The sequence below is a fragment of the Streptomyces sp. TLI_55 genome, from assembly GCF_900206255.1.
Classification (GTDB): Bacteria; Actinomycetota; Actinomycetes; order Streptomycetales; family Streptomycetaceae; genus Streptomyces; species Streptomyces aquilus.
Genome location: NZ_OAOJ01000002.1, coordinates 282306 through 295568, shown reverse-complemented (window position 1 = coordinate 295568; position 13263 = coordinate 282306). Strand labels below are relative to the sequence as shown.

Annotated in this window: 9 protein-coding genes; 7 read left to right on the top strand and 2 right to left on the bottom strand. The window is 72.3% G+C overall.

Features of this window, described 5'->3' with window-relative positions; all coding sequences use genetic code 11:
* Positions 1-22: 22 nt before the first annotated feature.
* From CRP56_RS44200 to CRP56_RS44190, 3 genes are all read left to right on the top strand, one after another.
* Positions 23-790: a hypothetical protein gene (locus CRP56_RS44200; protein WP_257042273.1), complete on the top strand. Its 768-nt coding sequence runs from the start codon at positions 23-25 to the stop codon at positions 788-790.
* 290 nt (positions 791-1080) lie between these two features.
* Positions 1081-1479 (top strand): peptidase inhibitor family I36 protein, encoded by a 399-nt coding sequence (locus CRP56_RS44195; RefSeq protein WP_097275502.1) that lies wholly within the window; start codon positions 1081-1083, stop codon positions 1477-1479.
* Positions 1480-1577: 98 nt separating this feature from the next.
* Positions 1578-2357, top strand: coding sequence for an alpha/beta fold hydrolase (locus tag CRP56_RS44190; protein WP_097275501.1), 780 nt, complete (start codon positions 1578-1580; stop codon positions 2355-2357).
* Between the two features lie 213 nt (positions 2358-2570).
* Here CRP56_RS44190 and CRP56_RS44185 read toward each other — a convergent pair whose 3' ends face one another.
* Complete coding sequence (locus CRP56_RS44185; protein ID WP_097275500.1) at positions 2571-4934, bottom strand: M4 family metallopeptidase; 2364 nt, start codon at positions 4932-4934, stop codon at positions 2571-2573.
* 543 nt (positions 4935-5477) lie between these two features.
* Between CRP56_RS44185 and CRP56_RS44180 the strand changes: the two genes are divergently transcribed.
* Both CRP56_RS44180 and CRP56_RS44175 read left to right on the top strand, forming a co-directional pair.
* Positions 5478-5921 carry a hypothetical protein gene (locus CRP56_RS44180; protein WP_097275499.1) on the top strand — a complete coding sequence of 148 codons (444 nt, stop codon included), beginning with the start codon at positions 5478-5480 and terminating at the stop codon, positions 5919-5921.
* A gap of 89 nt (positions 5922-6010) precedes the next feature.
* Complete coding sequence (locus tag CRP56_RS44175) at positions 6011-8842, top strand: helix-turn-helix transcriptional regulator (RefSeq protein WP_257042271.1); 2832 nt, start codon at positions 6011-6013, stop codon at positions 8840-8842.
* On the opposite strand, the gene CRP56_RS44170 is transcribed toward CRP56_RS44175, so the two are convergent.
* Positions 8776-11739 (bottom strand): AAA family ATPase, encoded by a 2964-nt coding sequence (locus CRP56_RS44170; RefSeq protein ID WP_257042270.1) that lies wholly within the window; start codon positions 11737-11739, stop codon positions 8776-8778. The genes CRP56_RS44175 and CRP56_RS44170 overlap by 67 nt on opposite strands.
* A 192-nt stretch (positions 11740-11931) precedes the next feature.
* Between CRP56_RS44170 and CRP56_RS44165 the strand changes: the two genes are divergently transcribed.
* Positions 11932-12351: a hypothetical protein gene (locus tag CRP56_RS44165; protein WP_097275497.1), complete on the top strand. Its 420-nt coding sequence runs from the start codon at positions 11932-11934 to the stop codon at positions 12349-12351.
* Between the two features lie 151 nt (positions 12352-12502).
* Complete coding sequence (locus CRP56_RS44160) at positions 12503-13258, top strand: response regulator transcription factor (protein ID WP_097275496.1); 756 nt, start codon at positions 12503-12505, stop codon at positions 13256-13258.
* Positions 13259-13263 lie beyond the last annotated feature (5 nt).

Below are 13263 nucleotides of genomic sequence, written 5' to 3'. Positions count from 1 at the left end.
TCTGCGCAGGCCTTGCCTTTCAGTGACCGCGGCGCTCGCCGCGTCCGTGCTGGGGATCACCGCGTTCCACCACGCGGCCGCGGGTGACTCCAACCAGGCCCACGTCCGGGCCGAGGGCACCGCGTCGTCCGCCACGGCGACCGGGGCATCGGCACCCCCGTCCGCCGCTCCCTCGCAGACGGTCCGGTCACGGCCGCAACTCCCCTCCCAGTTGCCGGGGCTCGGCCCGAAGACGCTGGCGCGGATCCCGGCCGACGCCCGGCAGGTCCTCGTCGTCACGGGGACCGCCAAGAACTCGGCGTCCTCGCGGGCCGTGCTCTGGCAGCGGGTCGACGGAGGCTGGCTTCGCGGTGAAGTGTGGGCCGCCCACAACGGTTACAAGGGCTGGACGGACAAGCACTACGTGGGCGATCTGCACAGCCCCATAGGGGTGTTCGGCCTCACCGACGCCGGCGGACGCCTGGCCGACCCCGGCACCAAACTGCCCTATCACCGGTCCGGCGCCTTCTCGGTCAGCGGCACCGGCTTCGAAGGCGAACCACTGGGCGGGTCCTTCGACTACGTCGTCGCCCTCAACTACAACCGGCAGCCCGGGACATCACCGATGGACGGCACCAAGCCGCTGGGAGAGAGCCGCGGCGGGGGCATCTGGGTCCACGTCGACCACGGCGGCCCGACGCATGCCTGCATCAGCCTCTCCAAGGCGCACATGAGGCAGTTGCTGCGCGCACTCGATCCCGCGGACCATCCCGTCGCCGTCCTGGGCGACGCCGCGTCGCTCGCCCACTGACCGTCCCGGCGAGCACACGGAGGTGCTGCGGCCCGTACCCGTGTCGCCGGCGCGGTGACCGATGCGCCGCGCCAGAGCGGGTGGCGCCCTCGGGGATGTGGGCCAGGGACCGGAGGGACCGGTTTTCCGGCTCACCGTCGTTCATCACGCACTGGCCGGGCGCTCCGACGGCACGTGTGAACCCGTGGCCCTACAGGTCACGTGTACAGAATGCCCCAGTGAGACACGGCGGCCCACCGTCGTTTCCCCCGAGGGCCGTCCTGTCCCGCTTCCGACCCGAAGGACCCACCGTGTCTGTTCGTTCCCTCATCACACTGGCCTGTGGTGCTGCCGCGGCTCTGGCTCTCGGCGTCTCCCCCGCATCAGCGGCGCCGGCCGCGCCCACCGCAAGCTGCGACGGGGCCCTCATACTCTGGGACAACGTCAGCTACAACGGCACCCACATCTGCTTCGGTTCCTGGGAATCGGAGAGCGACCTGGGCAAGGTATCGGCGCTCCCCAGCGGGAGCATGCAGGACAAGACCTCGTCCGTGCAGAATTTCACCAATTCCGCCTTCTGCCTGTACGTCGACAACGGCTACTCGGGTGACAGGTTCACCATCAACGCGCACACCTCGGTAGTCGACATGCGAGTCCCGAGCTCGTATTGGAACGACAAGATCAGTTCCTTGCGTCCTGGCGCCTGCTGAGGCGCCGTCCATGCTCGCAGCCTCGCCGGTAAACCCCTTGGCACCGTTGTCCACTCCGAGGTCGACGACATCCAACACTTCAGCGATACAGGGTGAACATGACGTACATCGACACAGGCTTGTTCGGCGATCTCGCCGGTGATCTTTACGGGACCCCCGACGACGTACAGCCGCCTCTGGTCCTCCTGCACGGGCTGACGTTCGATCGGCGGCACTGGGGGCCCTTCCTCGCCCAGCTGCCCGCGGGCCGCCGGGTCCTGGCCCTCGACCTTCCCGGCCACGGCGCCTCGCCCGAGAGCACCTCGTACACCCCGGACGACGTGGCCATCGCGGTGCACCGGGCCGTCACCGCCGCAGGCCTCGCCACCCCCGTGCTGGTCGGGCACTCGATCGGCGGCCTGCTGGCCACCGTCTACGCAGCGGCGCGCCCCGCGCGTGGCGTCGTCAACATCGACCAGCCGCTGCTGCCCGGCCCGTTCGGCGAACTGCTGCGGCAGAACGAAGAGCTGCTGCGCGGCCCGGAGTATCTGCGGCTGTGGGAGCGCCTGACCGCCGGCATGGGGATCGGCAGCCTCCCGCCCGCCGCTCAAGACCTGGTCCGCACCGCCACCACTCCCCGGCAGGACCTGTTCCTCGGCTACTGGCACGACCTGCTGTCCAAGTCGGCGGATGAGATCCGCGCGCGGCGTGAGCGGGACCTGACCGCCCTGCGCGAACGGAGCGTCTCCTACCGGCATGTGAGCACGAGCGAGGTGCCCGGGCCCTATCGCGCGTGGGTCCGTTCCAGCCTGCCGGACGCCCTGTTCAGCGTCATCCCATCGGCCAGTCACTTCCCCCATCTCTCGCACCCCAGGGAGCTGATGGATCTCGTGCCATGACAGTTTCCGGGGTGCGCTTCCGCCTCGACGCCCCCGCGACGGCACGGTCCGTGACGCGGCGGGCATCCGCACGTGATGCCGCGGCCAACGCGGTGCCCCGGACGGTGGTCCGGGCCTTCGGCCTCTCACGTGAGGGACGCCGCCCCTGTGCTGCGCGTGCCCGCACCGGAGGCTTACGGTGCGGGCACGCGTGCGTCGCCAGGGCCTGACAGGTCAGAAGGTCAGGCTCCAGCGGTCGAGGTATCCGCCCTCGCTCGGCGGGATGCCGGGCGCGGCTGGGGTGTAGTCGGTGACGCGGAGCTTCCAGACGCCGTTGGCGGGCAGGCCGGAGGCGTCCAAGGGGAAGGTGTCGTGGAGTTCGGTGCCGGTGTCCCACCTGAAGTCCTTGACCAGCAGCACCGTGCCGTCGGGGGCGACGAGCTGGACGACCTGGGCGCCGATGAAGGTGTGGACGAGGTCCACGGAGACCTTGAGGTCGGCGGGGGCGTCGCCGGTGCGGCCGGTGACCGTCAGGGGGATCTCGACGCTCTGCCAGGGGCCGTAGTCGTGGCGGTCGGGGTCGACGAAGAAGTCGCCGCCGGAGGCCACCACGGTCCAGTCGAAGGTGTAACGGCGCTTCTCGGCGGCCGAGTCGGTGAAGACGACGGTGGTCCGGAAGGTGCCCGCCGTGGTGGGGGTGCCGGAGATCAGGCCGGAGACGGAGTCGAGGGACAGGCCCGTGGGCAGTCCGGTGGCCGCGTAGGTGACGGGGCCGGGCCGGGTGGAGACGGCGGAGACGGTGCGGGCGACCGGCTGGCCGACGGCCGCGTCACGGGTGTTCAGGGACGTGATGGCGATGTGCTTGACGTAGCGGGGGCCGACGTTGACCGCGGCCCAGGCGTTCGCGACGGACTCGTAGGCGTCGCTGGTGGTGCCGAACAGGTCGGCGGCGGCCTTCAAGGTGGCGGTGCGGGCGCCAGCGTAGTCGGTGGTGCTGGTCATGTAGTGGGTCAGGGCGCGGTACCAGACGTTGGTGGCGTTGCGCAGGCCGATGCCGGAGACCGGGAGACCGTCGTAGGTGGGGCTGTCGTAGTGGACGCCGTTGACGGTCTTGTGGCCGCTGCCCTCGGAGATCAGGTAGAAGAAGTGGTTGGCCACCCCGGCGCCGAAGTGCGGGTCGAGCAGGTGGGTGCCGGGCGTCCAGAAGTCCTGTGAAGTGCCCTTCTCCGAGGCGTCCTTGGAGGGCTGGTCCAGGTAGCGCAGGGGCTTGCCGGTGCCGCGGACGTCGGCGAGCTCGCCGATGGTGAAGTCGGGCACGTCCTTGGGGTTGTTCGCGTCGAACTCGACGGCGGTGCCCATGATGTCGCTGGTCGCCTCGTTGAGGGCGCCGGACTCCCCGGTCTCCAGCAGGCCCGCGGTGGCAGCGGTGACGCCGTGGGTCATCTCGTGGGCGGCGATGTCGAGTTCGGTGAGCGGGTGGCGGTTGTCCAGGCCGTCGCCGTAGGTCATGCAGAAGCAGCTGTCCAGCCAGTAGGCGTTGGCCAGGCCCGCGACGTGGACGTTGGAGACGGCTCCCACGCCGTCGTCGGCTATGCCGTTGCGGCCGAAGACGTCGTGGTAGAAGTTCCAGGTCGTACGGGAGCCGTAGGCGGCGTCGACGGCGGCGGTCGCCCGGTCGTCGGCGGTGCCGTCGCCCCACACGTCGTCGGCGTCGGTGAACAGGACGCCGAGGCCGCCGTTGGTGACGTCACGGACGCTGTTGCCGCCGCGCTGGGTGTCGACCAACTGGTAGGCGTCCCCGACCCGTTGGGTGTCGAGCTGGACGGTGCCGCTGTACTGGCTGTTGCCGATGCCCGCGGTGACCTCGTCGTAGGCGGCGAGGCGGCTGCCGGTGGCGGCGTCGAGGACGACGTGCAGACGGCTGGGCGTGCCGTCCGCCCGCTTCCCGTCGATAACGTTGTCGAAAGCCAGGCGCGGAGTGCCGGAACCGGCCCAGACGATGCGGCGCGCGGTTCCGCCGACGGCGGTGTGCGCGATGTGCTGCTTGCCGGCTTCGGCGAGGGCTCTGCTCCTGAGCTGCCGTACCGTCACACCGTCGTGGACGGCGGGCACGGACAGCGGGGTGCGCAGGGAGTCGTCGACACGGCGACCGTGCGGGCCGTCGTGCACGATCAGGTCGCCGCCGCCTTCGACGGGCAGCCCCTGGTAGGTGCGCGTGTAGCGGGTGTGGACCGTGCCGTCGGCGTCCTCCAGTACGTCCTTGGCCACCAGGTTCTCCTGGCTTCCGGCGTGTATCGCCCTTCCGACGTCAGCGCGGACGCGGTCGGCCCGGTGGAGAAGCGCCGTGCGCTGGGCGGAGTTGAGGGACAGGGCGTTGGCGCCCGCCCTGGCGCGTGCGCCGACGAGCGGGGGCGCCGGGGTGTGCGCGGCGTCGCGGACGGTACTCGTGAGGGCCGGTGCGGCGGTGGCGGTCGGGATGGTCAGGGCGAGGGCGCCCAGAGTCACGGCGAGGGACACCGCGAGCGGGCCCCCGGGTCTGAGACGCGATGTCGGCCGGTCCGCGCACGGCACTGGTGCGGCGATCTTGAGGCGGGGCATGGCTCTCCTGGCTCGGAGGTGCAGGCGACACAGGCGCCGCGGCACTGGGGCGCCTGTGGAGGCGAGAGAGTGCTGCGACGACGTGCGAAGCAGCGGGAGCGACGGGATCGTTGCAGGTAAGGAGCCTGCTGTCAGCATTCCGGTGATCGCTGTTCGAAATCCGGCCACGCGCGGGCCTTCCCCTGTCGGACCACCCTGGGCTCCGACGGGCGCCTTTACGCTGCGGCAACATTCGGCCACTGCGCAACTTTGGCTGTTTTCCGACGGGGTGGGTGCGCGTGTGCGTGCGGCGACGCCTGGGATGCCGCACACCCGGCCGCACACACACCTGGCGTCCGACAGGCCCGCCCTGGGGGCGACGCGTCAGACATGTTCAGTTCCGGCCCCGGAGGAACCGGTCATCGGCACACACCTGACGTCCGGAGGTGTCTCCATGACCCCTCGGACAGTCGCATTACGGCGTGAACCGGGCAGGGACATGTCTAGACGGGGGTTCTGCGGCTAGTTTTGACGTCATTGACGGCAAACAGCCCGAGGACCAACATGCAGGTGCACCTGAACCCCCCGCTCGAACCCGGTAGTGCGCCCCAGCTCGCCGCCGCCATCGTCGCGGCGGCAGCCGACATCAGTGATGCGGACCTGGACTACAGTCCGGAGACCATCGATGTCGTCGAGGACATTGTCGACGGCTTCCGGGCCGAGGGTGTGAGCCGTGAGGAGATGGCCGAGTCCCTCGTCGGCTTCGGCTGCTACCTCGGCGAGATCGTGACGCGCCACATAGGAGGTGTCTGGCGGCACACCCCGACCGCCCACCTCACGGCCGCCGTGTTCGTCGTGGTGCTTCCGGACGCACGGGAGTGCCATCCCATCGACTGGGTCTTCAGCCGGCTGGAGTCCGGGGCCGCTGTCAGCATCCGTGCCCTGTACGCGGCGACAGCGGCCGGCGGCGCGGACAGCACACTCGCGGAAGAGGGGGCGCATGAGTGAGTGCATGTCGCAGACCTTCGGGCCTGGAACGATAGAGGTGACCGGGTACGGGGCCGGCCTGTGAAGGGGCCGGGAGAGTGGGAGGGTACGTGATCAGCGCGCATGTCGGCACGGAGGCGATCGGCCTGACGGGAGCATCCGGTCTGGCCGACACCAGCCTGGTCGGCCGGGCGCGGGAACGTGAGCTCGTGAGCGCCCTGCTCACGGACCTGCCCCGGGTCGGCGGCCCCGTGCTCCACCTGAGCGGCGCGCCGGGTACCGGAAAGTCCGCCCTCTTGCGCTTCGCCGCGGCAGAGGCCGCGCGGCAGGGCGTACGCGTACTGTCGACAGCCTGGGCGCCCGGCGAAGAGGGGCTGCCCCACGCCGCGCTGCACGGTCTCCTTCGCCCCGCCCTGACACGGGTCGGCGACCTGCCGGACCCGGAACGCACCGTGCTGCACGCCGCGTTCACCGGCCTCGCCGCCAGGCCGACGCCGACCGAGCTGGCCGCGGCGGCGCTGCGGTTGCTGGCCGCACTGTCCGAGCCCGTTCTGCTGTGTGTGGACGACCTCGACCGGCTCGACGCCCACAGCCGCGACACCGTGCGCTCCTTGGCCACGATCCTGCCCGACCGCTCCACGCCGACGGGACCGGTGGGCATGATCGTGACCGAGCGCGCCGTCGGTGACGCGACCTGGCCCCCTCCGCTCGGGACCGCGGTGACGCTCGGCCCACTGTCCGACGCGCACGCCCGCGCACTCGTGGCCCGCGCGGGACGGATCACCGGGTACGGCGAGGAGCAGCTCGTCCTCGCCGTGGCGCGAGGCAACCCGCTCGCCCTCACCGAGCTCACCCTGGGCGGTGACCGGCTCGGGGACGCGGCCGGATTCGGCATGCTGCCCGCGACGCCGCGCCTGGCCGAGGCGTACGCACACGACTGGGAGCACTTGGCGGCGCCGGCCCGCGACGTGCTGCTCACCGCGGCGCTGAGCATCTCACCCGGCAGACAGGGCATCCTGCGCGCGAGCGCCTTGCTGCTCGACGACGCCGACGCCGCGCGAACCGGCCTCGCGGAGCTCATCGCCGGCGGACTGGTCGTCGAGGTGGCCGACGCCCAGGAAAGCGGCGGGGAAGCCGTCCAGGACGACGGCGCCCGGGTGCGCTTCCGTGACCCGCTGATGCGTCCCGCCGTGGTACGGCTGGCGTCGGCGGCGCGGCGCATGGCCGCGCACGCCGCGCTCGGGCGGAGCCTGACCGGCCCAGCCCAGAGCGCCTGGCACACGGCCCAGTGCGTGGCGGGTCCCGACGAGGAACTCGCGCGGCGGCTGGAGTCGACGGCGGCCGGTGGGCGTTCGGTCACCGGGGTCCTGGTGGCGCTCGCCGCGCTGGAGACCGCGGCGCGGCTGTCCGCGGACCCCGAGAGCCGGGCGGTACGGCTGCTGCGGGCGGCCGAGCTCGCCTGTGACCACGGGCTGGTGGACCAAGCCCTCCGGAATGTGCGCCAGATCGATCCGACCGAGCTGGGGACACTCGGCCGCGCGCTGCTGCTGCGGGTGCACGACGCGCTGCCGGGCAGCAGCGCGGCCGGCCGGGAGCGGATCGCCGAACTGTGCGAAGCGGCGCGCGCGGTCGCCGCGCAGGATCCCGCGCTCACCCGGAAGCTGATGCTCGCGGCGGCCCGCAGATGCCGGTGGCAGCAGGTCGGACCGGGCGAACGCGACCTGGTCCTGCGGACGGCGGAGGCGCTGCGTGCCGGGCCCCGGGACGGTTGGTACCTCGTCGTGCTGTCACTGACCGACCCCCTGCGCGTACCCCGACCGCCGGTTCCGGAGCCCGCCCCCCGCGCCGGGGAGGTCGAGGGACGCAGCCTGTTCAGTCAGGTCACCACCCTCACCAACGACTTCGAGCAGGCGGCCCCGCTCCTCGAGGAGATGGAGGCTGCCTTCCGCGCCGTCGGCCGGTACGGGCAGCTGCCGCTGATGCTCGTACCGCGGACGATGTGCCAGATCTGGCTCGGCACCGAGTGGCACACGGCCCTGGCGCTGGCCGAGGAGAGCCGGATGATCGCCGAACGGACGGCACAGCCCGACTGGGCGGCGCGGGCCACGGGGATGCTGGCCATCGTCGCGTCGCTGCGCGGGGAGTACGACAGGGCGCTGGAGTGCGCCGCGGAGGTCGAGGAGTCCTCCTTGCGCCTGGGCCAGGACCGGCAGCTGAGCCTGGCCGTGCTGGCCCGCGCGCTCACCGCGTCCGGCATGGGCCGGTACGCCGAGGCCTACGTCCGGCTGCGTTCTCTGTTCACCGACCCGACGACGCCGTACGCCTTCGAGCAGTTCTGGGGGCTCTCCTTCCTGGCGGAGGCGGCACTGCCCGCCGGCGAGCAGGCCGACGCCCGCAAGGTCGTCGCCCATGTCAGGTCGCTGACGCGGTCGGGGTGCTCCCCCCTGCTGGAACGGATCATGGCCTACGCCGACGCGGTGCTCGCGCCGGACGGTGAGGCGGAGGGACGCTACCGCCAAGCGTTGCTGCCCGGGATCGAGGTGTGGCCGCTGCTGCACGGCATGACCCAGTTCGGGTACGGGGCCTGGCTCAGGCGTCGGCGGCGCGTCACGGAGTCCCGCACGCCCCTGTCCACGGCCGAGTCGGTCTTCCGGGCGCTGGGGGCCGCGTCGCGCGCCGAGCAGGCCGCCTCGGAGCTGCGGGCGACGGGCTGGGCGGCGGACGAGCGGCCGGCCGAGGACGACCTGACCGACATCGCCCGCGTGCTGTCGCCGCAGCAGCTCACCATCGCCCGGCTCGCCGCGCGTGGCCTGAGCAACCGGGCCATCGGGGAACAGTTGCGGCTGTCACCTCGTACGGTCGCCTCGCACCTGTATCAGATCTTCCCGAAGCTGGGCGTCTCCTCCCGGGCGCAGCTCGCCGCGCGGTTCGGGGCCGAGTGAGGGCCGGGTGACGCGGGGCGCTCAGGGGTGTTCGGGTCCCGCAGCGTCTCGGCGAGCTGTGCGCGGGAGGTCACGCCCAGCTGGGGGAAGATGCGGTAGAGGTACGCCCCGATGGTGCGCGGCGCGAGACCGAGCTGTTCGCCTATCTCCCGGTTGGACAGTCCGCGAGCGGCCAGCTCAACGATCCGCAGTTCCCGGGCGGTGAGCAGATCGCGCACCGCGGCAGGCCGTGGTGCGCCCGGGCCGGCGCCGTCCGCCCGGTCTCCGGAGGCCCGCAATTCGGCGGCGATCCTCGGCGCGCGGGCCTCGGCGCCCAGCATCGTGAAGCCGGCCGCCGCCTGGCGCAGGGCGGCCTGGGCGTCGGCGAACTGCCGCCGCAGTCGCAGCCACCTGCCCTCCGCCAGCCGCAACGGCGCCTCCAGGTAGGGCCAGCGGGACAGGTCCTCGCGGAAGGCGCGGTCATAGAGCGTCCGAGCGTCCTGGTCGTCCGCGAGGACGGCCCGCGCCACCGTGAAGCGCAGGGCGAGCACGCGGGGGCACTGCGGGCCCAGCTCCCGCTCGAGCCGGTCCAGCGTGGCGAGCGCCTCCTGGGAGGCGTGCTCGGCCTTGGCGGCCTCGGCGAAGGTGACCACGGCGAACAGGGCGGCCGCGCGCGCGTGCGGATCTGTCAGGAGCGCCGACAACGTGGGCAGGGCGAACGCGGTCTGACCGGACTCCACCAAAGCCCAGGCCGTGCCGACCGCGAGGATCGCGTCGATCGCCCCCACCGAGCGCCGGGCCGCCATCAGATCATGGGCGTCGGCCGGGTCCACCTGGGCACCGGTGCGCAGGGCCCGTACGAGATGTTCCAGAAGCCGGGCGGCCACCATGTGGTGCTCTTGGCCGTACGCTCCGTCGGCCAGTTCCGCGCACCGTCGGAACGCGTGCTCGGCCTGGACCCAGTTGCCCATAGCCAGGTGCGCCAGTCCTTGCCGCAACAGCACCCACGGCAACTGGTCGGGCAGGGCGTGGAAACGGCGGCGCCGCTCCGCGTGCCGGAACAGGTCCAGGGCCCGCAACGGGTCGCCGGAGAGCAGCGCGGCTTCTCCGAGGCGTTCGATGTCGCGAACCGGCACATCGTTCAGGGACCGGTCGGCGCAGGCGCCGGCGAGGACGCCGGCGGCTCGGCTCAGGGGGCGGACCGTGGCCATGGCGTGCAGGAGCCGCGGGTCGTGCGCACGGTCCGGGATCGCGTCGAGGAAGGCCAGCAGCGCCTCGGACCGACTGTCGTCGCCCGCGACCACGGGCGCTGTGATCCGGGCCAGCTCCAGAGCGTTCTCCTGCTCGGCGGTGCCGACGGGGGCGGGCCAGGAGGACGGGTCGGTGGGGCAGGAGGCGACGGAATCGGTGGGACCGCCGGTGTGCGTCAAGGCCTTGGCGCACAGCATGCCCAGGGGGCCCAGGGGGTGGCGCAGGGCCCGGTACGCCAGCGTGCGGGTCATGCGGTCCAGGCCGTAGAGCTGGGCCAGTTGTGCGGCCCGGAGCGCGCAGCGGCCCCGGTCGGCGGGGTTCGGGTGGAGGTCGGCAGCGCGCCGCAGCAGTCGTACGGCCATCGTCGGGGCGCACTGTTCCAGCGCGTCGCCGTGCACCGCTTCCAGGCGTGCGGCCAGCTCCGGATCGGGTCCCTCCACCGCCTGGGAACGGTGCCACAGCATCCGCACCGAACCGGGCGGCAGGGCCGCCGCCAGGGCCGCGTGCGCGGCGCGACAGCGGTCGGGGGCGGTGCCATGGACGGCCGCCCCCGCCATCGCGGGGTGGCCGAAGCGCGGAAACATGCCGTCGAACGACATGAGACCCGCGCGTTCCGCCGGCTCCAGCGCCGCGAAGTCCAAGGCGGTGCCGCCGAGACGGGACGCGGCCGAGAGCAGCAACGGGAGGTCTGCCTCCGGGTGCAGCGCCGCGACCAGCAGCAGGTCCCGGGTTCCGGCGGGCAGCCGCGGGGCCTCGGGCGCCATGGCGGAGGCCAGACGGTCGGAGGAGACGGGCAGGCTGGGCAGGGAGTCCTCGGAGGGCGCGGGGAGTTCCAGCAGTGCCAGGGGGTTGCCGGACGCGGTCGCGAGGAGTTCGCGGCCGGTCTGCGCGTCCAGGCCGGGCCGCCGCGCGGCCAGCAGCTGAGCCGACTCGGCCGGAGAGAGCGGTCCGAGGGACAGCGTGGGGACTCCGGTCAGAGGATCCGGCAGGGTGCGGGGCGGGCGGGAGGTCATCAGCAGGGCCAGCGAATGGCCCTGGGCCCGCCGGGCGACGAACATCAGCACGTCCTTGCTGGGTGCGTCCAGGGCGTCCCAGTCGTCGACGGCGACCAGGAGGGGCGGTCCGGCGCGGCTGACGGACGCCAGCGCCTCCAGGACGGCGAAAGCGAGCCAGGAGTGCCCGGTGCCGGGTGCGGGGGCACCGTCGACCAGCACGCTGACCAGCGTGTCGATGTCCGGTGTGGGGACCTGTTGGAGGGCGGGCGGTGCGGGGGGCAGGAAGAGCGGACCTGACGGGGGCGACGAGTCCGACAGGGCCGGCCAGACGGTCTGGAGCAGACCGGACAGGTGGGGCGGGTCGCTGCCACGGATGCCGGCGCACCGCAGGACGCGCATGCCGTCGGCCCGCGCCGCCCGGACCGCGGCTTCCAGCAGCGCCGACTTGCCCGTCCCGGGCTGCCCGGTCACCACCAGGGCCGCTCCCTGGTCGGTCGCCGTCGTCGCGAGCAGGACGTCCCGCAGCGCCCGCAGTTCGGCGGCGCGGCCGACGAAGTCCGGGTCGCCGTGCCCTGCCCGGTGCGGGGAGGGGGTGGGCGGCCCGTCCTCGTCGGCGGCGAGGGAGGCGAACCTGCCGTGCCCGTTCATCGGTCCCCCTGCTGTGGTGCGCACGCTCCCCTCCGTCACCGGGAGCGCTCTCGTGCATGCTCCCACCCCGTCGGTGACAACGGCGAGCGACAAGGGCGGTCCGTCTCCGCCGCTGGGACTCGGGGTGAACCTTCCCGTGCCGCCCCACCGTGTTCCCTGTGCGACGTTGATCCACTTCCGAGCAGCGGGAGCGGAGACAGGGAAGGACGGTTGGACATGGCACACCTCGGGACACGACTCGCCACCCTTGCGATGGCGGGTGCGGCCGCCGCGACCATCACACTCGGCACCGCCGGTTCGGCGTCGGCGGACGCCTGGATCGGCTCCGGGTCCGACAAGTGCGGCAGCCAGTACGCCCTGTGCATCTGGGACCAGGGCAACTACCAGGGCAGTGGGATCGGCGTTCCCTGGGCCGACGTCTGGAAGCTCAACAACATCAGCCAGTACTACGGCTTCCTGGGCAGCAACATCTCGTCCGTCATCAACAAGACCGGCACGGCGTTCTGCGGCGCCGAATACGCCTACGGGGCCGGCAACACCTTCAAGATCCAGGCGTGGGGCTGGTACAGCGGTCTCGGCTCGTGGGACAACCGGATCCAGTCCATCCAGAAGTGGCCCTGTGACCCCGGGGTCTGACACGTGCTGACGGGCCCGGCCGGGCCCCTGTCCGACGGCCGGGTCCCGGAATGTCGGGAACGTGTCGGGATCCTGTCGCCTTCCGGTGTCCTCCGGCCCGGTTTCGCCGCGGCAGTGAGGCGGCGGCTGCCGCGGTTCCTACGATGACCACATGTGTGCGTACGTGGTGCTCGCCGACGACGATCCCAAGCAGGCCGATCTCATCCGCCGCTATCTGGAGCGGGAGGGCCATGCGGTCGGTGTCGTCCACGACGGACGGGCCGCCCTGGACGAGATCCGGCGGCAGCTGCCCGATCTTGTGGTGCTGGACTGGATGATGCCTCGCGTGGACGGGCTCGACGTGTGCCGGGTGCTGCGCAGGGAGTCCGATGTGCCGGTGCTGATGCTCACCGCGCGGGCCGAGGAGGACGACCTGCTGCTCGCGCTCGATCTCGGCGCGGACGACTACATGACCAAGCCCTTCAGCCCGCGCGAGTTGGTCGCCCGCGTCCGCACCCTGCTGCGGCGCGCCGGTCTCCGGGCCGCGGCCGATGCCGGGGACGGCGGGCAGGGCGAGCGGGTGTTCGCGGTGGGGCCGCTGGCAGTCGACCCCGCTCGGTTCGAGTTGCGGGTGGACGGACGGCTGACGGAGTGCACTCCCGGCGAGTTCCGGGTGCTGGAAATGTTGGCGTCGGCGCCGGGTCGGGTGTTCACGAGGAAGCAGATCCTGGAGCATCTGCACGGCATCGACAGGTATGTGACGACCCGTACGGTCGACGGACACGTCATGAACCTGCGCCGCAAGATCGAGCCCGATCCCTCCCGGCCCCGGCTGCTCCTCACCGTGTACGGGGTCGGCTACAAGATCGCCGAGCTCCGTCCGGGGGACGACGCCGCTCCCGGCGGGGGCGGTGCGCGTGCGCGGTGACCTGG